This window comes from Brevundimonas sp. DS20, assembly GCF_001310255.1.
GTDB lineage: Bacteria > Pseudomonadota > Alphaproteobacteria > Caulobacterales > Caulobacteraceae > Brevundimonas > Brevundimonas aurantiaca.
Map to the genome: position 1 here is coordinate 2,939,845 of NZ_CP012897.1, position 17,469 is coordinate 2,957,313.

Annotated in this window: 25 protein-coding genes and 2 riboswitches; of the genes, 15 read left to right on the forward strand and 10 right to left on the reverse strand. The window is 67.3% G+C overall.

The features are described from left to right. Positions 1-106: 106 nt before the first annotated feature. Genes JL11_RS14410 through JL11_RS14425 form a run of 4 tightly spaced genes read left to right on the forward strand, consistent with a single transcriptional unit; the run spans position 107 to position 2,566 of the window. Positions 107-868: an NYN domain-containing protein gene (locus tag JL11_RS14410; protein ID WP_054766257.1), complete on the forward strand. Its 762-nt coding sequence runs from the start codon at positions 107-109 to the stop codon at positions 866-868. A gap of 24 nt (positions 869-892) precedes the next feature. Beyond that, a complete protein-coding gene (locus JL11_RS14415; RefSeq protein ID WP_054766258.1) occupies positions 893-1,132 on the forward strand; it encodes a FitA-like ribbon-helix-helix domain-containing protein in 240 nt (79 codons plus the stop codon). Beyond that, the gene (locus tag JL11_RS14420) at positions 1,129-1,560 is read left to right on the forward strand and encodes a type II toxin-antitoxin system VapC family toxin (protein WP_054766259.1); all 432 of its coding nucleotides are present in this window, start codon (positions 1,129-1,131) and stop codon (positions 1,558-1,560) included. Before JL11_RS14415 ends, JL11_RS14420 begins: the two co-directional genes overlap by 4 nt. Continuing rightward, positions 1,550-2,566 carry an adenosine deaminase gene (locus JL11_RS14425; RefSeq protein WP_054766260.1) on the forward strand — a complete coding sequence of 339 codons (1,017 nt, stop codon included), beginning with the start codon at positions 1,550-1,552 and terminating at the stop codon, positions 2,564-2,566. The genes JL11_RS14420 and JL11_RS14425 overlap by 11 nt, the downstream gene beginning before the upstream one ends. Positions 2,567-2,756: 190 nt before the next feature. Here the strand turns inward: JL11_RS14425 and pncA are convergent, their stop codons facing one another. Together pncA and JL11_RS14435 are read right to left on the reverse strand one after the other, a co-directional pair. Beyond that, complete coding sequence (gene pncA, locus JL11_RS14430; protein ID WP_231681313.1) at positions 2,757-3,392, reverse strand: bifunctional nicotinamidase/pyrazinamidase; 636 nt, start codon at positions 3,390-3,392, stop codon at positions 2,757-2,759. Further along, complete coding sequence (locus tag JL11_RS14435; protein ID WP_054766261.1) at positions 3,389-4,360, reverse strand: class 1 fructose-bisphosphatase; 972 nt, start codon at positions 4,358-4,360, stop codon at positions 3,389-3,391. Before JL11_RS14435 ends, pncA begins: the two co-directional genes overlap by 4 nt. 157 nt (positions 4,361-4,517) lie before the next feature. Then, a riboswitch (glycine riboswitch) is annotated at positions 4,518-4,613 on the forward strand. A 3-nt stretch (positions 4,614-4,616) separates the two neighbouring features. Then, positions 4,617-4,702, forward strand: a riboswitch (glycine riboswitch). Between the two features lie 55 nt (positions 4,703-4,757). Here JL11_RS14435 and gcvT point away from each other — a divergent pair. The 4 genes from gcvT to gcvPB all read left to right on the forward strand — a co-directional run bounded on the left by gcvT (position 4,758) and on the right by gcvPB (position 9,442). Beyond that, on the forward strand, positions 4,758-5,873 hold the full coding sequence (gcvT, locus tag JL11_RS14440; RefSeq protein WP_054766262.1) for a glycine cleavage system aminomethyltransferase GcvT: 1,116 nt from the start codon (positions 4,758-4,760) through the stop codon (positions 5,871-5,873). A gap of 138 nt (positions 5,874-6,011) precedes the next feature. Next, positions 6,012-6,377 carry a glycine cleavage system protein GcvH gene (gcvH, locus tag JL11_RS14445; RefSeq protein ID WP_054766263.1) on the forward strand — a complete coding sequence of 122 codons (366 nt, stop codon included), beginning with the start codon at positions 6,012-6,014 and terminating at the stop codon, positions 6,375-6,377. 135 nt (positions 6,378-6,512) lie between these two features. Next, positions 6,513-7,859: an aminomethyl-transferring glycine dehydrogenase subunit GcvPA gene (gene gcvPA / locus JL11_RS14450; protein ID WP_054766264.1), complete on the forward strand. Its 1,347-nt coding sequence runs from the start codon at positions 6,513-6,515 to the stop codon at positions 7,857-7,859. Positions 7,860-7,873: 14 nt separating this feature from the next. Then, complete coding sequence (gene gcvPB, locus JL11_RS14455) at positions 7,874-9,442, forward strand: aminomethyl-transferring glycine dehydrogenase subunit GcvPB (RefSeq protein WP_054766265.1); 1,569 nt, start codon at positions 7,874-7,876, stop codon at positions 9,440-9,442. Positions 9,443-9,469: 27 nt separating this feature from the next. Here the strand turns inward: gcvPB and JL11_RS17760 are convergent, their stop codons facing one another. Further along, positions 9,470-9,751, reverse strand: a complete 282-nt coding sequence (locus tag JL11_RS17760; RefSeq protein WP_054766266.1) for an acyl-CoA-like ligand-binding transcription factor — start codon at positions 9,749-9,751, stop codon at positions 9,470-9,472. Beyond that, the gene (locus JL11_RS17765) at positions 9,739-10,080 is read right to left on the reverse strand and encodes a TetR family transcriptional regulator (RefSeq protein ID WP_197273314.1); all 342 of its coding nucleotides are present in this window, start codon (positions 10,078-10,080) and stop codon (positions 9,739-9,741) included. The genes JL11_RS17760 and JL11_RS17765 overlap by 13 nt, the downstream gene beginning before the upstream one ends. A gap of 77 nt (positions 10,081-10,157) precedes the next feature. Here JL11_RS17765 and JL11_RS17770 point away from each other — a divergent pair, with 77 nt between their 5' ends. The 6 genes from JL11_RS17770 to JL11_RS17580 all read left to right on the forward strand — a co-directional run bounded on the left by JL11_RS17770 (position 10,158) and on the right by JL11_RS17580 (position 12,875). Further along, the gene (locus JL11_RS17770) at positions 10,158-10,688 is read left to right on the forward strand and encodes an SDR family NAD(P)-dependent oxidoreductase (RefSeq protein WP_197273315.1); all 531 of its coding nucleotides are present in this window, start codon (positions 10,158-10,160) and stop codon (positions 10,686-10,688) included. A gap of 12 nt (positions 10,689-10,700) precedes the next feature. After that, on the forward strand, positions 10,701-11,081 hold the full coding sequence (locus tag JL11_RS17775; RefSeq protein ID WP_197273316.1) for a hypothetical protein: 381 nt from the start codon (positions 10,701-10,703) through the stop codon (positions 11,079-11,081). Positions 11,082-11,297: 216 nt separating this feature from the next. Beyond that, the gene (locus tag JL11_RS14475) at positions 11,298-11,702 is read left to right on the forward strand and encodes a hypothetical protein (RefSeq protein ID WP_224764434.1); all 405 of its coding nucleotides are present in this window, start codon (positions 11,298-11,300) and stop codon (positions 11,700-11,702) included. A 142-nt stretch (positions 11,703-11,844) separates the two neighbouring features. Continuing rightward, positions 11,845-12,315: a DUF6789 family protein gene (locus JL11_RS14480; RefSeq protein ID WP_054766268.1), complete on the forward strand. Its 471-nt coding sequence runs from the start codon at positions 11,845-11,847 to the stop codon at positions 12,313-12,315. A 94-nt stretch (positions 12,316-12,409) separates the two neighbouring features. Further along, positions 12,410-12,739, forward strand: a complete 330-nt coding sequence (locus JL11_RS14485) for a hypothetical protein (RefSeq protein WP_054766269.1) — start codon at positions 12,410-12,412, stop codon at positions 12,737-12,739. After that, complete coding sequence (locus JL11_RS17580) at positions 12,732-12,875, forward strand: hypothetical protein (RefSeq protein WP_152950726.1); 144 nt, start codon at positions 12,732-12,734, stop codon at positions 12,873-12,875. The genes JL11_RS14485 and JL11_RS17580 overlap by 8 nt, the downstream gene beginning before the upstream one ends. A gap of 88 nt (positions 12,876-12,963) precedes the next feature. Here the strand turns inward: JL11_RS17580 and JL11_RS14490 are convergent, their stop codons facing one another. The 5 genes from JL11_RS14490 to JL11_RS14510 all read right to left on the reverse strand — a co-directional run bounded on the left by JL11_RS14490 (position 12,964) and on the right by JL11_RS14510 (position 15,483). Then, entirely contained in the window at positions 12,964-13,479 is a 516-nt protein-coding gene (locus JL11_RS14490) for a F0F1 ATP synthase subunit B (RefSeq protein ID WP_054766270.1), read from the reverse strand. Further along, positions 13,479-14,021, reverse strand: coding sequence for a F0F1 ATP synthase subunit B family protein (locus JL11_RS14495; RefSeq protein WP_054766271.1), 543 nt, complete (start codon positions 14,019-14,021; stop codon positions 13,479-13,481). Before JL11_RS14495 ends, JL11_RS14490 begins: the two co-directional genes overlap by 1 nt. 78 nt (positions 14,022-14,099) lie before the next feature. Then, positions 14,100-14,324 (reverse strand): F0F1 ATP synthase subunit C, encoded by a 225-nt coding sequence (locus tag JL11_RS14500; RefSeq protein ID WP_054766272.1) that lies wholly within the window; start codon positions 14,322-14,324, stop codon positions 14,100-14,102. 63 nt (positions 14,325-14,387) lie between these two features. Further along, positions 14,388-15,176 carry a F0F1 ATP synthase subunit A gene (locus JL11_RS14505; protein ID WP_054766273.1) on the reverse strand — a complete coding sequence of 263 codons (789 nt, stop codon included), beginning with the start codon at positions 15,174-15,176 and terminating at the stop codon, positions 14,388-14,390. A gap of 4 nt (positions 15,177-15,180) precedes the next feature. Then, positions 15,181-15,483 carry an AtpZ/AtpI family protein gene (locus JL11_RS14510; protein ID WP_231681315.1) on the reverse strand — a complete coding sequence of 101 codons (303 nt, stop codon included), beginning with the start codon at positions 15,481-15,483 and terminating at the stop codon, positions 15,181-15,183. A gap of 292 nt (positions 15,484-15,775) precedes the next feature. On the opposite strand from JL11_RS14510, the gene ispH reads away from it, so the two are divergent. Then, positions 15,776-16,747 carry a 4-hydroxy-3-methylbut-2-enyl diphosphate reductase gene (gene ispH, locus JL11_RS14515; protein ID WP_054766275.1) on the forward strand — a complete coding sequence of 324 codons (972 nt, stop codon included), beginning with the start codon at positions 15,776-15,778 and terminating at the stop codon, positions 16,745-16,747. 16 nt (positions 16,748-16,763) lie between these two features. Here ispH and scpB read toward each other — a convergent pair whose 3' ends face one another. After that, the gene (gene scpB / locus JL11_RS14520; protein WP_054766276.1) at positions 16,764-17,432 is read right to left on the reverse strand and encodes an SMC-Scp complex subunit ScpB; all 669 of its coding nucleotides are present in this window, start codon (positions 17,430-17,432) and stop codon (positions 16,764-16,766) included. Positions 17,433-17,469 lie beyond the last annotated feature (37 nt).

A 17,469-nucleotide genomic window follows, 5' to 3' on the forward strand; every position in this document is an offset into this window, starting at 1 on the left:
CAGCTCTGATTAACCTTCGCCGGGTTCAGGGAGCGGTCGACGGATGGGGACCGGCGGTCAGCAGTCTAAGGGGCGTCGCTGGGGTCAGCATCGGGGGCGCATCCGCATGGCGAACGGCGCCCTTCGGCCGTTCGGCCCCGGCGACCTGACGCCGCCGTTCCTGAAGCGCCGGGCGGTCCTCTATGTGGACGGCTACAACCTGTTCCACGCCCTGCTGAACCAGAAGCGACGCGAATGGCTGTGGCTGGACTTGCAGGCCTTGGGGCGGGGCCTGATCGATCCGACGGAGCGGCTGGCCGGCGTGGTCTGGGTCAGCGCCCACAAGCCCCAATCCCGATCGCGGATGGAGGCCCTGTTCCGCTATGAGGCGGCGCTGAGGGCGCGCAAGGTTCGTTGCCTGATGGGCCATTTCATCGTCCATGGCGAACACTGCCGCGCCTGCGGCAATGTCTGGAGCGCGTCCACGGAGAAGCAGAGCGACGTCAACCTGGCCCTGGCGGTGGCGGACGATGTGGCGGCGAACCGGGTCGATTCCGTCTATCTGCTGACCACCGACGGGGACCACGCCGCCACCGTGCGGTACGTGCGCGAGGCCTATCCGGAAAAGCGGATCGTCAGCGTCGCCCCGCCCGGCCGGGCGCACAATCGCCAGATCGCCGCCTGGACCGACGAACTGGTCGGGATCGGGCCCAATCTGCTGGCCGGGTCCATGCTGCCCGACCGGCTGAAGACGGCCAGGGGCTGGGTCGAACGGCCCGAGGCCTGGAGCGCCCGCCCCAGCCTGCCCCCGCCCCCCGATCCGCCGCCGACGAACGACGCGGGGAAGACCAAGGCTGGACATCTGCGGCTGGTGGTGTCGAACGCCTAGCCGAGATGATATGATCGCGTCGTCATGAACCTCCATGTCCGCAATCTTGATGAAGAAACGGTCCGCGCCCTGGAACAGAGGGCCGCGCGCAACGGCCGTTCGGCCGAAGCGGAAGTGCGAGCCATTCTGACGGCGGCTGCGGCGGTCGAGATGGCGGACAGGTCCGACTGGATCCAGGTGTCGGATGAGCTGCGAGCGCGTTCGGCCGGATTCAGCCACACGCCGTCCGAAATTCTGGTTCGGGAAAGCCGCGACGAAAGATGAAGGCGATCATCGACTCCAGCGTCGTGATCAAATGGTTCGTGAAGGAGGATGGTGCGGACGAATCGCTCGACCTCCGTTTTCAGCCTTTGGCTGCGCCGGACCTTCTGCTCGTGGAATGCGCCAATGTGTTCTGGAAGAAGGTTCGACGTCAGGAATACCAAGCCGACGACGCAGTCTTGGCCCTCGGGGCGATTGAGCGAGCGAACATAAGCCTGTCGCCCGCCTATGGATTGGCCTCGCGCGCGTTCGATATCGGTCGCGCGCTCGACCATGCCGTCTATGATTGTTTCTATCTGGCCCTTGCTGAACGCCTGAGCCTGCCTTTGATCACCGCCGACGCCAAACTGATGTCCAAAGCGACGCTCGAGCGCACATCTGTCCGCGTGCTCAATCTATCAAACTGGAAGACCGTCCTCGATGCCGACTGACCTCGACGCCTATATCGCCGGCCTGCCCAAGGCGGAGTTGCACCTTCACATCGAGGGCTCGCTGGAGCCGGAGCTGATGTTCGAGCTGGCGAAGCGCAATGGGGTCTCAATCCCCTACGACAGCGTCGAGGCGGTGCGGGCGGCCTATGATTTCTCGAATCTGCAGGACTTCCTGGACATCTATTACGCCGGGGCGGCGGTCCTTCTGACGCGCCAGGATTTCGAAGATCTGGCCTTCGCCTATTTCCAGCGGGCGGCCGCCGATAACGTGCGCCACGCCGAGATCTTCTTCGATCCCCAGACCCATACCGACCGGGGCGTGCCCTTCGGCGTGGTGGTGGAGGGGCTGATCGCGGGGATGGACCGGGCCAAGGCGGAACTGGGCGTCAGTTCGGGCCTGATCCTCAGCTTCCTGCGGCACCTCACCGAGGAAGAGGCGTTCGCGACCCTGGAGGCGGCCAAGCCCTATCTACATCATTTCATCGGGGTGGGGCTGGATTCGTCGGAGGTCGGCCATCCGCCGTCCAAGTTCCAGCGCGTCTTCGCCGCCGCCCGCGACCTGGGCCTGAAACTGTGCGCCCATGCCGGCGAGGAAGGCCCGCCGGCCTATGTGCACGAGGCGCTGGACCTGCTGCACATCGACCGAATGGACCACGGCAATCGCTCGATGGAGGACGAGGTTCTGGTGGAGCGGCTGGCGCGCGAGCAGATGACCCTGACCGTCTGCCCCCTGTCGAACCTGAAACTGTGCGTGGTGAACGACCTGAAGGACCACCCCGTGCCCGAGATGCTGCGCCGGGGCCTGCACGTCACCCTGAACTCGGACGATCCGTCCTATTTCGGCGGGTACGTGAACGACAACTACAGCCGGCTGGCGGCGGCGGTCGGGCTGACGAAGGAACAGGTGACGCTGCTGGCGAAGAACAGTTTCGAGGGGTCTTTCCTGGGCGAGGCGGAGAAGGCGGCGTTCGTCGCGGAGGTAGAGGCGTACGCGAAGGCGGTTTGACGCCTCTTCTTTCGTCATCCTCCGGCAAGCCGCGTCTTCGCGGCGCGGACCGGGGGATCCAGCGGCGCCGAAGGCGAAATCCATCCGCCGCACGATGCGGGAGCACCTGGCCCGCGACAGGTTCGCGCTCTCGCGCGCCGCTGGGTCCCCCGGTCTCGCTAAGCTCGCCGGAGGATGACGAAAGAGGGGTTTAGCCGAGGAGGGTTTCGGCCCCGACCTCCGCCACCCCCATCGCCCGGAAACTGTCCCGGGCCGTCGCCTCGGTCTGCGGCGCGATGGCGCGGCTGGCGTCGGAGATGACCACGGCTTGGAAACCCTCGCGCACCGCATCCTCGGCGGTGAAGCGGACGCAGTAGTCGAAGGCCAGCCCGCACAGGAAGACGCGGGTCACGCGCAGGTCGCGCAGCAGGCCGGCCAGGCCCGTCGGGGTGCGATGGTCGTTCTCGAAGAAGCCGGAATAGGAATCGACCGCCGGGTTGTAGCCCTTGCGGATCACGGCCAGGGCTTTTTGCACCGTAGGCGCCGCGTCGGGATGGAAGTCCGCGCCGGGCGAGCCCTGGATACAGTGGTCCGGCCACAGCATCTGGCGGCCGTAGGCGACCTCGATCTCGGTGAAGGGGGCCGCGCCGGGATGGTTGGAGGCGAACGAAATCTGGTCCGGCGTGTGCCAGTCCTGGGTCAGGACCACCCGGTCGAACCCTTCGGCCAGCCGGTTGATCAGCGGCATGATCCCCGCCCCGCCCGCGACCGCCAGAGAACCGCCCTCGCAGAAGTCGTTCTGTGGGTCGATGACCAGAAGGGCGTCCGTCGGACCGATCTTCATCATGCGCTCGCGTAGGCGTCGATCTCGTTGGCCGAGCCCAGGGCGACGGGGATGCGCTGGTGCAGATGCTCGGGCTGGATGTCGAGGATCGATTGAACCCCGTCCGTCGTCGCCTTGCCCCCGGCCTGTTCAACCAGGAAGGCCATGGGATTCCCCTCGTACATCAGGCGCAGCTTGCCGGGCTTGTTCGGCTCCCGCTTGTCCCAGGGGTACAGGAAGACACCGCCGCGCATCAGGATGCGGTGGACATCGGCGACCATGGCGGCGACCCAGCGCATGTTGAAATTCTTGCCCCGGGGGCCGTCCGCGCCCTTCAGCACGCCGTCGACATAACGCTGCACCGGCTCGGCCCAGTGGCGCAGGTTCGACATGTTGATGGCGAACTCCTTGGTGTCCGGCGAAATGGCGATGGCGTCGTGGGTCAGGATCCAGTCGCCGTCGTTCGACAGGGTGAAGCCCTTGACCCCGGCGCCCGTGGTCAGGACCAGCATGGTCTGGGGGCCGTACAGGGCGTAGAGGGCGGCGACCTGATTGCGGCCCGGCTGCATGAAGTCGGCCTCGGTCGGCGAAGGCGTCGCGGACTTCAGCACCGAGACGATGGTCCCCACCATGGCGTTGATGTCGATGTTGGACGAGCCGTCCAGCGGATCGAACAGGGCCAGATATTCGCCGGTCGAATGGGAGGCCGGCTGGACCTCGTCCATTTCCTCGGAGGCGACGCCCGCGACGGCGGGACAGGCCAGGAGGGCGTCGGTCAGCATGTCGTTGGTCATGACGTCGAGCTTCTTCTGCTCCTCGTCCTGAACATTGATCTGGCCCGAGGCGCCCAAGGCCCCGGCCAGGGCGCCGCCGGCGACCAGAGTGCTGATGTCGGCGCAGGTGGCGGCGGCGACCGTCAGGACCGTCTTCAGCCCTTCCGGAACCTCCAGGGCGGCGATGTGGGCGTCGAGGCGGGTGCGGTCGGCGGTCATGGGATCGGTCCGGAGCGGCGGAGAGGGACGCTCCGTTCTTGGCGGGCGGACGCAGGGAGAGCAAGGGCGAGCCGACGCCGGACGTCAGGAAGTGCGACAAGGCGGCGTCAAAACACGCCTGCGCTTGACTTGCGGCCGGAGTCGGTGGCTTAGGTCGATTGCTCTCGCGGGAGAGATCGGCGCGCCTCGGCGGGTCGACGCCGAAGGCGCAACCGCCCCGGAAACGCTCAGGCAAACGGACCGCGAAGCATACGGACGCTGGAAAGCCGCTCTTCACGGGCGCGCCGACGGAGCAAGGCGACATGATTTGGTCGCCGGAATCTCTCAGGCTTCAGGACAGCGGGGGCGCGAGGACGGCGGAGCTCCGCCACAACACGCGACCGTGAAAGCCTGAACCATGACCGATCAGACCCTGAAGACCACGCCCCTGAACGCCGCGCACCGCGCCCTGGGGGCCCGGATGGTGGGCTTCGGCGGCTATGACATGCCGGTCCAATATGAGGGCGTCCTGGCCGAGCACCGCTGGACCCGCGAACACGCCGGCCTGTTCGACGTGTCCCACATGGGCCAGTGCAAGATCACCGGCGCCGACGCCACCGCCCAGTTCGAGCGGTTCGTGCCCGGCGACTATGAAATCCTGAAGGCGGGCAAGCAGAAGTATTCGCTGCTTCTGAACAAGGACGGCGGGATCATCGACGACCTGATGGCCGGCCGCCCGGATCACGACGGCCTGTTCGTCGTCGTCAACGCCGGCAACAAGGACGAGGATTTCGCCTTCTGGCAGGCGAACCTGGAAGGCGACGCCAAGCTGACGGTGCTGGACGACCGCGCCCTGATCGCCATCCAGGGGCCGGAAGCCGCCGAGGTCATGGCCGCCCACGAACCGATCCTGGCGGAAATGGGCTTTATGGAATGCGCCCGGCTGATGCTGTTCGGCGTCGACTGCTATGTCTCGCGTTCGGGCTATACCGGCGAGGACGGCTATGAAATTTCGGTCCCGGCGGACCAGGCCGAGCGTGTCTGGAACACCATCCTGGAAGACGCCCGCGTCAAGCCGATCGGCCTTGGCGCCCGCGACAGCCTGCGCCTGGAGGCCGGCCTGCCGCTGCACGGCCACGACATCGACCCGACCACCAGCCCGGTCGAAGGCGCCCTGACCTTCGCCCTGTCCAAGTCGAGGAAGGAGCGCGCCGACTTCACCGGCGCCGACCGCATCTTGAAGGAACTGGCCGATGGCCCGTCTCGCGTCCGCATCGGCCTGATCGTCAAGGAAGGCGCCCCGGCCCGCGAAGGCGCCGAGATCGCCGACGCAGACGGCAATGTCATCGGCAAGGTCACCTCGGGCGGCCCCTCCCCCACCCTGGGCAAGAACATCGCCATGGGCTTCGTGCCGCCGGCCTTCGCCGCGCTGGGCACGGAGTTGAAGGTCATCGTGCGCGGCAAGCCCGCCGCCGCCGAGGTCGTCGCCATGCCGTTCGTGGCGCAACGCTATTACCGGAAGCCGAAGGCGTAACATTCACCCCGTCACCCTCGGGCTTGACCCGAGGGCCGGATTATCCGCCGCATTGCGTCGGGATCAACACAGAGAACGATCCGCCTCCGATCCTCGGGTCAAGCCCGAGGATGACGGGGTGGGAGATGGAGAAGAGAAATGAAATTCACCAAGGATCACGAGTGGGTCAGCCTGGACGGCGACATCGCCACCGTCGGCATCTCCAAACACGCCGCCGACGCCCTGGGCGACGTGGTGTTCGTGGAAGTGCCTGAGGTCGGCAAGACCGTCGCCAAGGGCGCCAGCTTCGCCGTGGTCGAGAGCGTCAAGGCCGCCTCCGACGTCTACGCCCCCGTCTCGGGCGAGGTGGTCGAGGCCAATGACGCCCTGTCGACCGCCCCGGAAACCGTCAACGCCGCTCCGGAAGGCGACGGCTGGTTCGCCAAGATCAAGGTGTCGGACGCTGCCGAACTGGACGCCCTGATGGACCAGGCCGCCTACGACGCCTTCCTCGCCACCCTCTAATTTCAAACTCCGTCACCCTCGGGCTTGACCCGAGGGCCGGAGGATCAACCACTCGTGCGAAGCCTTTGACGCACGAGCCGCACAACATCCGATCCTCGGGTCAAGCCCGAGGATGACGGGTGAAGGAAACCGGCAATGCGTTATCTCCCCCTGACGCCCGACGACCGCACGGCGATGCTCGCCGCCATCGGCGCCAAATCCATTGACGACCTGTTCGTGGACGTGCCCCAGGCCGCGCGTCTGGACGGCCCCGTGGACCTGCCCCGCGTGGCGGGCGAGCTGGAGGTCGAGCGCGCCCTGTCCGCCATGGCCGCCAAGAACGCCACGGCCGGCGCCGTCCCCTTCTTCTGCGGCGCAGGGGCCTACAAACACCATGTCCCGGCGACGGTGGATCACATCATCCAGCGGTCGGAATTCCTGACCAGCTACACCCCCTATCAGCCGGAAATCGCCCAGGGGACCCTGCAGTATCTGTACGAGTTCCAGACCCAGGTCGCGAACCTGACCGGCATGCCGGTGGCCAACGCCTCGCTTTATGACGGTTCGACCGCCATGGCCGAGGGCGTGCTGATGGCGACCCGCGTGACCCGCCGCAACAAGGCGGTGATCTCGGGCGGGGTGCACCCCCACTACGTCAAGGCGACCGAGACCGTGGTCCACGCCGTCGGCGTGGAGACGCAGGTCCTGGCCCCCGCCGTCGACGCCGAGGCCGCCGTGATCGACCAGATCGGTCCCGACACGGCCTGCGTCGTCGTTCAGACCCCCAACGTCTTCGGCGCCGCAACGGATGTCACCAAGATCGCCGAGGCCGCCCACGCCGCCGGCGCCCTGCTGATCGTCGTGGTCACGGAGGCGGTGTCGATGGGTCTGCTGAAGTCGCCCGGCGAAATGGGCGCCGACATCGTCGCCGCCGAGGGCCAGTCGATCGGCAACGCCCTGAACTTCGGCGGCCCCTATGTCGGCCTGTTCGCCACGCGCGAGAAGCTGATCCGCCAGATGCCCGGCCGCCTGACCGGCGAGACGGTGGACGCCGACGGCGAGCGCGGCTTCGTCCTGACCCTGTCGACGCGGGAACAGCACATCCGCCGCGACAAGGCGACGTCGAATATCTGCACCAATTCCGGCCTCTGCACCCTGGCCTTCACCATCCACATGAGCCTGCTGGGCGAGACGGGCCTGCGCAAACTGGCCCTGCTGAACCACGAGAAGGCCCTCGCCACGCGCGACGCCCTGGCCGCCGTTCCGGGCGTCGAAATCCTGACCGACCGCTTCTTCAACGAGTTCGCGGTGCGCCTGCCCAAGAACGCGGCCGAGGTCGTGGATCAGTTGGCCGCCCATCACGTCCTGGCCGGCGTGCCCTACAGCCGCCTGGCCCCCGACGCCGGCATGGACGACGTCCTGCTGGTCGCTGCGACCGAAACCACCCTTGACGCCGACATCAAGCTCCTGGCGACCGCCCTCGCCAAGGTGCTGGCGGCCTGAGCGGAGACAAGACCATGAGCACCATGAACACCGTCGGCCGCCCGACCGCCCCGAACCAGGTACAGACCAAGCCCGCCACCCTGACCGGCGGGCGCGGCCTGTTGCAGAACGAGCCGCTGATCTTCGAAGGCGAAGGCTGGGGCAAGACCGGGGTCGACCTGCTCGAACCGAAGACCGATGCGTCGGACCTGGGCGACCTGGTCCGCAAGGATCCGATCGGCCTGCCCGGCCTGTCGGAGCCCGAGGCCATGCGCCACTATGTGCGCCTGTCGCAGAAGAACCACGCCATCGACCTGGCCATCTATCCGCTGGGCTCGTGCACGATGAAGCACAACCCGCGCCTGAACGAGAAGATGGCGCGTCTGGCCGGTTTTTCGGACATCCACCCCCTGCAGCCGATGTCGACGGTTCAGGGCGCGCTGGAGCTGATGGATACGCTGGCCCATTGGCTGAAGACCCTGACCGGCATGCCCGCCGTCGCGCTATCTCCGAAAGCGGGAGCGCACGGCGAACTGTGCGGCCTGATGGCCATCCGCGCCGCGCACGAGGCCTCGGGCCAGCATGAGAAGCGCCGCAAGGTGCTGGTGCCCACCAGCGCCCACGGCACCAACCCGGCCACCGCCGCCTTCGTCGGCTATACCGTCGTCGAGGTCGCCCAGACCGAGGACGGCCGCGTGGACGTCGCCGACCTGGCCGCCAAGCTGGGCGACGACGTCGCCGCCATCATGGTGACCAACCCCAACACCTGCGGCCTGTTCGAGCGCGACATCCTGGAGATCAGCCGCCTGACGCACGAGGCGGGCGCCTATTTCTACTGCGACGGCGCCAACTTCAACGCCATCGTCGGCCGTGTCCGCCCCGGCGACCTGGGCGTCGATGCGATGCACATCAATCTGCACAAGACCTTCTCGACGCCGCACGGCGGCGGCGGGCCGGGCGCGGGTCCGGTGGTGCTGTCGCAGGCCCTGGCCCCCTTCGCGCCGGCCCCCTGGGTCGTGCATGACGATAACGGCTACGCGCTGATCGAACGGGAAGAAGGCGAGGCAGCCCAGGCCTTCGGCCGTCTGTGCGCCTTCCAGGGCCAGATGGGCATGTATGTGCGCGCCCTCTCCTACATGATGAGCCACGGCGCCGACGGCCTGCGTCAGGTGGCCGAGGATGCGGTGCTGAACGCCAACTACATCAAGGCCCGCCTGTCGGACCTGATGAGCGCGGCCTTCCCCGACGGCCCCTGCATGCACGAGGCCCTGTTCGACGACGAATGGCTGAAGGGCACGGACGTCACCACGCTCGACTTCGCCAAGGCGATGATCGACGAGGGCTTCCACCCGATGACCATGTATTTCCCCCTGGTCGTCCACGGGGCCATGCTGATCGAGCCGACCGAGACCGAGTCCAAGGCCGAGCTGGACCGCTTCATCGAGGCCATGCGCCTGCTGGCCCAGGCGGCCAAGGCCGGCGACGTCGACCGCTTCAAGGGCGCCCCCTTCCACGCCCCCCTGCGTCGTCTGGACGAAACCCGCGCCGCCCGCTCGCCGGTGCTGCGCTGGACCGCCCCTGCGGGCTCGAACCAGGCGGCTTAAGCCGCTCTCGGCGTCCGCCGTCCTGGATCAGGGCGGCGGACGCTGGCCCGCCATGCGTCTCAGGACGGCGAAGGCTTCGCGGCCGAACCGTTCAGGCCCTTCGTCCGGATGGGCCAGCCAGGCCTCGCCGGCCAGTTTCATGATGCTGACGCCGATCGCCGCCGCGACGCGACAGGCGACGTCGTCCGGGGCCAATCCCTTCCGCTCGGCCAGCGTCTGGGCCAGCAGCCGCTCCACCCCTTCATACTTTGCGTGATCACCGGCCTGAAGGGCGGGCGTCTGATGGATCAGCCGCGTCAGGTCCAGCATGTCGGGCGTCTGGAAGCGCGCGGCGACATCGGCCAGCCCCCCTCCACCATATCGAGCAGCGGTTCGTCGCACGGCCGGGCCGCCACCGCCTGGGCGATCATCTCAGGGATCTGGGCCTTGAGGGAAAAGACGATCTCTTCCTTGGAGCCGAAATAGTTCAGCAGGGTGCGGCGCGATACGCCCGCCGCCGCCGCCACCTCGTCCAGGGTGGCGCCGTCAAATCCCTTTTCGATGAACAGCCGCAGGCCTTCGGCCTGAATGCGGGCGTGGGTTTCCAGCCGCTTCCGCGCACGCAGACCCTGCTCGCCAGGAAAAACTTTTTCTTGCACTTCTTGCATATTTGCACCGGATGCAGATATGCAAGCCGGAGCCCTTCGGAAATTCAGTTCACCCCAGGATAGCCGCAATGACCCAATGGACGACAGCCGATATTCCCGACCAGAGCGGCAAGCTGGTCATCATCACCGGGGCGACCGGCGGCATCGGCTTGGAGGCGGCGCTCGTTCTGGCTGAAAAGGGCGCCGAGGTCGTTCTGGCCGCGCGCAATCCGGACAAGGGCGATCAGGCGGAACGGCTGATCCGCAGTCGCCACCCTGAGGCCCTCGTGCGGTTCGAACGGCTGGACCTGGCGGACCTCAGCTCTGTCGCCGCCTTCGCCGAGGCCCTCCTGGCGGCGGGTCGGCCGGTCGACATTTTGATCAACAATGCGGGCGTCATGGCCGTGCCCCGTCGCCGAACGACCATCGATGGTTTCGAGATGCAGTTCGGAACCAACTATCTATCCCACTTCGCCCTGACCGGCCGGCTCCTGCCACTGCTGACGGCGGCTCAGGCGCGAGTGGTGCAGTTGTCCAGCGTCGCCCATCGCGGCGGTCGGATTCAGCTCAGCGATCTGAACTATCGCTCCGGTTACCGGCCCTGGCCCGTCTATCAGTAGTCCAAACTGGCGATGCTGATGTTCGCCCTGGAGCTTCAGCGCCGCAGCGATCGCGAAGATTGGGGCCTGACCAGCGTGGCCGCCCATCCCGGTTTCGCCCGGACGGATCTGATCGCCAACGGCCACGCCGGCAGCCCGCCCGGACTTTTCGCCTTGGTCAGCCGCCTTCTGGCGCGCGTGGCCAGCCATTCGGCGGCCGACGGCGCCTTGCCGATCCTGATGGCGGCGACCCTGCCCCAGGCCGAACCCGGCGCCTATTACGGCCCTCAGGGCTGGCAGGAGATGCGGGGTGCGCCCGGCCGCGCCCTCATCAAGCCCCAGGCGCTGGATGTCGAAACCGCCCGCGCCCTGTGGTCCGAGTCCGAACGCCTGACCGGCGTCCACTACGGCTGACCAAGGCCCAGCCGCGTCCTGTGGGACACAGACTGCGACAATCCGGCTTCATGACCAAAGCTTCATAGGAAAGCCACGGATCGGCCATCGAACCGGATCTTAAGGGGTTATGTGACAACCTCGCCACGGTCGCTCTTTCCCTTCCCGGCTTGGGATCGGGTGGGCGTGGCGACCGTTGTCACACCTCAGTCAGTCCTCCTCCCTCCCGGCGCCCTCGTGATCTCCGCACCCGCTCTCGTCCTGTCCTCCGCCTCGCCTCGCAGCCGCAAGCTGCGGGTGCTGAAGCGTTGGGCCCTGATGGCGGGCGGGCTGTTCGTGGTCCTGCTTGGCATTCTGATCGCCCCCCTGCCCGGCCCCGGCGGCGTTCCGGTCATCGCTGTCGGCCTGATGCTGATCCTGAAGAGCTCCTTCTGGGCCAAGCGACAGTTCATCCGCGCCCAGTACGCCCGGCCGAAATGGGTCTATCCCTTCCGGCGGCTGATGCGGAAAAAGCCGGAGTTCGCGCCGGTCTTCTGGCAACAGGCCTTGCGCGCCGAAAAGGTGATCCTGACCCGGCGTCGGCGCGGCCTGATCCGTCTGCGCAAGGGCCTTCGCCGCTACATCCGCAAACTGTTCCGCTGACCGCGCGCGCATCAGCGATCATTTCGCGCTTGCGTTGCTGCGTTCGCTAACCACGGCAACGTGAACGCCGACCGTCCGAGTCAGGCGTATTCTGTCCCAGCGTTATCAGAGAACCAGAAAAGCGTTGGGAGGCGCTAAGGTCATGATGTCACGCTTACAAAAAGGTCTGATCGCCGGTTTCGCCGCCACGGTCGCCGTGTCCCTGCTGGAAATACCCAATCTGTTCCTGAACTGGTTCGACCCGTTCCAGAGCGTCATCGCCGCTCTGATCGGCATGCCCGACGCCCTGGCCGTGGGCTGGGTTCTTCATGCGGTGGCCGGGGTGCTGATCCTGGGCCCCCTGTTCGCCTACCTCTGCCCGCGACTGCCCACCGACACGCCCGAGACCAAGGGCATCGTCTTTGCGGTCGGCGCCTGGGTGGTGATGATGGCCGGCGTCTTCATCGTCGGCGACTACCGTACCTTCAACGCCGGCTCGGGCTTCGGCACCATCGCCTGGCTTCTGGTCACCCATGCCGTGTTCGGGATCGTCCTGGGCAATGTCTATGCCCGGCTGGTCGCGCGCGACAAGCGCCAGACGCCCCATGTGATCGGCGGCGCCACGGCCCACTGATCTCGGCGGGCCGGACGGCCTGGTCTCCAGGCCGTCCCTGCGTCCGGCTTCCTACACAGACGAACCGGACGGTGGGCCGACGGCTTCCCCTGCGATGAACCGCAAGGAAGATCCGACGCGCCGAGGGCGCATCCGCTGGGAGCCTCTGCTGGTCGGCGGCGTGGTCCTGGCCCTGATCGCCTATTACCTCGTCGCTGAGGTGATCTGGCGAAATCCTCAGGCCGCCAGCGACAGCGAGACGGCCGTGGTCCAACCGGCCGTCGTGCCGCCGCCCGGCGGCGCCGTCCCGCCCAGCGCGCCCGCCGTGGCGCCCGGCGACAATCCGGCCCTGCGCGGCCAGTCGGCCGTGCGCGGCGACGGCACGCCCCTGAACGGCTCCACCACCTCGACGCCGCCCCCGCAGCCGATGCAGACCGATGACTGAACCCGACCGCGATCCGGACGGCTTCAGCCGCCGCAGTGAAAGCGGCCCGCCCTTCCGCATCATGGGCGGGGTCATCGTCTTCATCCTGGTGATGATCGCTGTGGTTCTGACGGTCAGCGGCGTCATCGGGCGCTGAGGGGCCGCCCCAAAACGACTTCGGCCGAAACCGCCAGAGCGATTTCGGCCGAAGGACGGGCGTTGAGATCCGGTCAGACTTGAGGTCGTCAGTTCAGGCGGTCGCCGATCTGGGCGATGGCGGCGTCCAGCAGCGGATCCTTGGCGCCGCCGGCGAGGCGGGCGGCCAGGATCTGTTCCGCGGCCTTGGCGGCCAGGTCGGCGGCGGCGGCCTTGACCTCGGCGGACGCCTGGGCCTCGGCCTGGGCGATGCGGGCCTCGGCCATCTTCTGGCGACGCTCCAGCGTCTCTTCCAGCTTGGCCTTGGATTCGACTTCCAGACGACGGGCGTCGGCTTCCGCCTGGGCCATCATATCAGCGGCCTGGGCCTCTGCCTCGGCCTTCTCCTTGCGGATTTGGGCCAGCAGGGCTTCGGCCTCGGCGCGCAGACGGGCGGCCTCGTCCAGGTCGGCCTGGATCTTGGCGCCCTTGGCGTCCAGCTGGGCGGCGACCATCTTGGGCACGCCGACGGCGATCAGAATACCGAAGAAGATCAGCAGGCCGACGCCGACCCAGATCTCGGGATTCGACAGGTCCCAGATGCCCGGTTCAAAGATCAGGTTCATCAGACGGCTCCCTTGGCGAGGTCGAGTTCGGCCTTGGTCGCAGCCTGGCCGGTCAGGCGCTCCACCATGGCGCCGGCGGCGTCGGAGGCGATGGTCGAGACATTGCCCATGGCGGCGTCGCGGGTCTTGGCGATGGCGGCCTCGGCTTCGGCGATGCGGGCATTGACCACGGCTTCTTCAGCAGCCTGGCGGGCGTTGGCTTCTTCCGTGACGCGCGCCTTGGCGGCGGCGGCGGTGGCGCGGGCGTCGGCGCGGGCCTTGGCCAGGTCGGCCTGGGCCAGGGCGGCCTGCTCGGCGGCCTCGGCCTGGACCTGACGCGCGGTGGCGACGGCGCCGGAGATGGTCTCGCGACGTTCATCCATGACGCGGCGCAGGCGCGGCGCGAAGACCTTGGCGATCAGGAAATAGAGCAGGAAGAACAGGACCAGCAGATAGCCCATCTGCCCGGCCCAGTGCTGGGTCTCGAACTGGGGCAGTCCGCCGCCGCCGTGGCCTTCGGCCTCGGTGGTCGCGTGCGTGTCGTTAGAATTGGGTGCGGCCATGGTGTCCGTTCGTCCGAAAAGCAGAAAGGCGGCGACGGCCTCAGCGAGAAGCCGCCGCCGCCCTAAACCCCGGATAGATCAGGAGTTCAGGATCAGGATGCCCAGCACGAAGGCCAGGATGCCCAGGGCTTCGGCCAGAGCCGCGCCCACGAACAGGTTGCCGACTTGCGAGGCGGCGGCCGACGGGTTGCGCAGGGCGCCGTTCAGGAAGTTGGCGAAGATATTGCCCACGCCGATGGCCGAGCCGATCATGCCGAGGGTGGCCAGGCCGGCGCCGATGTACTTGGCGGCTTCAGCTTCCATGGTGAGTATCCTTGTTTCAGTCAGGTGGGTTGGAAGAAGGGAGTTCTCGAACTGGGCCGGGCCTTAATGGCCTTCACCCAGGTTGACCACATCATTGAGATAGATGCTGGCCAGAACGGCGAACACGAACGCCTGAAGGAAGGCGACGAGGAATTCGAGGGCGGTCAGGGCGACGACCATGGTCATCGACAGGGCGGCGATCGGCAGGCCCCACAGGCCCAGGCCCTCGCCGACGAAGGCGCCGGCGCCCAGGGCCACGACGAAGCCGGCGAAAATCTTCAGCGCGACGTGGCCGCCCAGCATGTTGCCGAACAGACGAAGAGCCAGGGTCACCGGACGCAGCAGGAAGGACAGGAACTCGATCGCGCCGACGACGGGGCGCAGCACCAGAGGCGCGCTGGCCGGCCAGAACAGTTTGAAGAAGCCCAGGCCGTTCTTCAGGAAGCCCACGCCGATGACCAGCAGGATGGTCAGGGCGGCGAAGGTGACCGTAACCGCCAGCTGCGACGTCGCGGTGAAACTGAGGAACATGCCCAACAGGTTCATCACCAGCACCAGGAGGAACAGGCTGAAGACGAACGGGAAATATTTGCGGCCGTCGTGGCCGATGATGGAATCGGTCACCCCGTCGATCATATCGAACAGGCTTTCGCCGGCCGTCTGCAACCGTCCCGGCACCACCTTGGCGCTCGAGGTGACCAGTTGCAGGAACAGGACGATGGCCACGAAGGCGACCGTCATGGCGACGTGCGAATTGGTGATCGCCAGCTGGGTGTGGCCGAAGACAGGCAGGTTCACCGCGCCGAAATCGACGAGCGGCTGGATCTTAAACTGGTGAAGCGGATCGGCCATCAGCCTATCGGTCCTCGTCTTCCTCGTCGTCGAAGGGGACCGATTTCGGTTCGATCCCGCTCGCCTTCGCCTGCGCCATCAGCCGGTTGGCTGTGCGGCGCGCCATGTAAATCGACAGGGCGAAGCCCAGAAGGACTCCGCCGATGATACCCCAGGGATTGGTCCCAAACAGTCGGTCCGCCCCAAAACCTAGCCCCAAGCCCAGGAAGACCCCGCCGAGCAGTTCGGCGACGATCTTGTAGGCCTGGCTCGTCACCGCCTGAGCCGCGAGGTGCTCCGACGCCTTCTGAACCGTCTTGTCCTCCAACGCGGATGCGCTGTCTTGGAGGCGTTTGATCGCCTCTTCGCGCGATTCCGACATAGGGGACATGGCCTGTGCGCTCAGCGCCCGAACAATGTGTTGAGGCAGGTCTGAATTCGGCGCGGAAACTAATCGTGAGCGGCCGGTTGGTCAAGGCGTCGTGAACTTAGTCTAAATCTTTGTTCCGAATGGATTTTCAATGAGAACCAGCCGACCGTGGCGATGCGTCGCTGCCTTGAGGTGCGGATTCGCTCGCCCCGCATGGCGATATGGTCCGCGAACGACTAGGTTGGCGGTCATGAATATGCACGTCCCCTCCCCCGCGCCCGAACGCCGCCCGATCGCCGTGCGGCTGGCGACGCCGCGCGGCTTCTGTGCGGGGGTGGACAGGGCGATCCAGATCGTCGAGCGCGCCATCGAGAAGTTCGGCGCCCCCGTCTATGTGCGCCACGAGATCGTCCATAACCGCCATGTGGTCGAGCGGCTGAAGGCCATGGGCGCCGTCTTCGTCAAGGAACTGGACGAATGCCCCGACGACCGACCGGTCGTCTTCTCGGCCCACGGGGTGCCCAAGTCCGTGCCGGCGGCGGCGCGGTCGCGCGAGCTGCTGTTCCTGGACGCCACCTGTCCCCTGGTGTCCAAGGTCCACGTCGAGGCCGAGCGTCATCATGCCGCAGGCCGCCACATCATCCTGATCGGCCACGCCGGCCACCCGGAGGTGATCGGCACCATGGGCCAGTTGCCGCCCGGCGCCATCAGCCTGGTCGAGACCGAGGCCGACGCCGAGGCCTTCGAACGCCCCGGCGACGCCCCCCTGGCCTATGCGACCCAGACCACCCTGTCGGTCGACGACACGGCGGGCATATTGAAGGTGCTGAAGCGGCGCTTCCCCGAACTGCCCGATCCGCACAAGGAAGACATCTGCTACGCCACCACCAATCGCCAGGAGGCGGTCAAGGTGCTGGGCGAGGGCTGCGAACTGGTGCTGGTGGTCGGATCGAAGAACTCGTCCAACTCGGCCCGGCTGGTCGAGGTGGCGATGCGCGCCGGCGCCCGCGACGCCCGCCTGGTCGACGACGCCTCACAGGTGGACTGGAGCTGGTTCGAGGGCGTTCAGACGGTCGGAGTCACCGCCGGCGCCTCGGCGCCCGAGCCTTTGATCGCCGCCCTGGTGGACGCCATCGCCGAACGGTTCGACGCCACCGTGACCGAGGACGCCGGCGCGCGTGAGACCGTGACCTTCAAACTGCCGCGCCAGCTGACCGCCTGAGCGCGGCGTCCGACGGCTATCGCTCCTCGCCGACGAAGTCCTGGGCGAACTCGGGGCTGTCTTCGTCCAGCAGGGGCGCCTCCTCCTCATCCGCCCCGGTCGCACGACTGGGGTCGGGCAGTTCGAACCCGACGGGGGCCGACAGGTCCAGAAGCCCGGCGGCCTTCATCTCCTGAACCCCCGGCAGGTCATACAGACTGGCCAGGCCGAAATGCTCCAGGAACCGGTCGGCGGTGCCGTAGGTTACGGGCCGACCCGCTGTCCGCCGCCGCCCTCGCAGACGCACGAACCCCATCTCCAGCAACAGGTCCAGCGTGCCCTTGGACAGGCTGACGCCGCGCACGCTCTCGATCTCGGCGCGGGTCACGGGCTGGTGGTAGGCGATGATGGCCAGGGTCTCCAGCGCCGCCTTGGACAGGCGGCGGGGCTCCTCCCGCTCTTGGCTCATCATGAAGGCCAAGTCCGCCGCCGTGCGGAACCGCCAGCGGTCGGCCACGCAGTCCAGCTCCACCCCCCGCCCCTCGTAACGGGCGCGCAGGCCCGACAGAGCCCGGCCGACGTCGGCGCCTTCGGGGAGGCGCGCCCCGATCTCGGCGGCGCTCAGCGGGCCGGCGGCGGCGAACAGCAGGGCCTCAACCCGGCGCTCGATCTCGGCCTCATCGGGCTGGAAGGACAGGTCAGACATGGGCCAACTCCCGACTTTCGGCGCCGACGCCCCTAGC

What these genes read in the sequence shown, in the direction of transcription:
- ispH (WP_054766275.1), top strand. Translation starts at nt 15,776, where the DNA reads ATGAATATGCACGTCCCCTCCCCCGCGCCCGAACGCCGCCCGATCGCC.
- JL11_RS14415 (WP_054766258.1), top strand. Translation starts at nt 893, where the DNA reads ATGAACCTCCATGTCCGCAATCTTGATGAAGAAACGGTCCGCGCCCTG.
- JL11_RS14505 (WP_054766273.1), bottom strand. Translation starts at nt 15,176, where the DNA reads ATGGCCGATCCGCTTCACCAGTTTAAGATCCAGCCGCTCGTCGATTTC.
- JL11_RS14410 (WP_054766257.1), top strand. Translation starts at nt 107, where the DNA reads ATGGCGAACGGCGCCCTTCGGCCGTTCGGCCCCGGCGACCTGACGCCG.
- JL11_RS14480 (WP_054766268.1), top strand. Translation starts at nt 11,845, where the DNA reads ATGATGTCACGCTTACAAAAAGGTCTGATCGCCGGTTTCGCCGCCACG.
- JL11_RS14420 (WP_054766259.1), top strand. Translation starts at nt 1,129, where the DNA reads ATGAAGGCGATCATCGACTCCAGCGTCGTGATCAAATGGTTCGTGAAG.
- JL11_RS17775 (WP_197273316.1), top strand. Translation starts at nt 10,701, where the DNA reads ATGCTGATGTTCGCCCTGGAGCTTCAGCGCCGCAGCGATCGCGAAGAT.
- gcvPB (WP_054766265.1), top strand. Translation starts at nt 7,874, where the DNA reads ATGAGCACCATGAACACCGTCGGCCGCCCGACCGCCCCGAACCAGGTA.
- JL11_RS14490 (WP_054766270.1), bottom strand. Translation starts at nt 13,479, where the DNA reads ATGAACCTGATCTTTGAACCGGGCATCTGGGACCTGTCGAATCCCGAG.
- gcvH (WP_054766263.1), top strand. Translation starts at nt 6,012, where the DNA reads ATGAAATTCACCAAGGATCACGAGTGGGTCAGCCTGGACGGCGACATC.
- JL11_RS14500 (WP_054766272.1), bottom strand. Translation starts at nt 14,324, where the DNA reads ATGGAAGCTGAAGCCGCCAAGTACATCGGCGCCGGCCTGGCCACCCTC.
- JL11_RS17580 (WP_152950726.1), top strand. Translation starts at nt 12,732, where the DNA reads ATGACTGAACCCGACCGCGATCCGGACGGCTTCAGCCGCCGCAGTGAA.
- scpB (WP_054766276.1), bottom strand. Translation starts at nt 17,432, where the DNA reads ATGTCTGACCTGTCCTTCCAGCCCGATGAGGCCGAGATCGAGCGCCGG.
- JL11_RS17760 (WP_054766266.1), bottom strand. Translation starts at nt 9,751, where the DNA reads ATGCTGGACCTGACGCGGCTGATCCATCAGACGCCCGCCCTTCAGGCC.
- JL11_RS14495 (WP_054766271.1), bottom strand. Translation starts at nt 14,021, where the DNA reads ATGGCCGCACCCAATTCTAACGACACGCACGCGACCACCGAGGCCGAA.
- JL11_RS14425 (WP_054766260.1), top strand. Translation starts at nt 1,550, where the DNA reads ATGCCGACTGACCTCGACGCCTATATCGCCGGCCTGCCCAAGGCGGAG.
- JL11_RS14485 (WP_054766269.1), top strand. Translation starts at nt 12,410, where the DNA reads ATGAACCGCAAGGAAGATCCGACGCGCCGAGGGCGCATCCGCTGGGAG.
- JL11_RS14435 (WP_054766261.1), bottom strand. Translation starts at nt 4,360, where the DNA reads ATGACCGCCGACCGCACCCGCCTCGACGCCCACATCGCCGCCCTGGAG.
- JL11_RS17770 (WP_197273315.1), top strand. Translation starts at nt 10,158, where the DNA reads ATGACCCAATGGACGACAGCCGATATTCCCGACCAGAGCGGCAAGCTG.
- gcvT (WP_054766262.1), top strand. Translation starts at nt 4,758, where the DNA reads ATGACCGATCAGACCCTGAAGACCACGCCCCTGAACGCCGCGCACCGC.
- gcvPA (WP_054766264.1), top strand. Translation starts at nt 6,513, where the DNA reads ATGCGTTATCTCCCCCTGACGCCCGACGACCGCACGGCGATGCTCGCC.
- pncA (WP_231681313.1), bottom strand. Translation starts at nt 3,392, where the DNA reads ATGATGAAGATCGGTCCGACGGACGCCCTTCTGGTCATCGACCCACAG.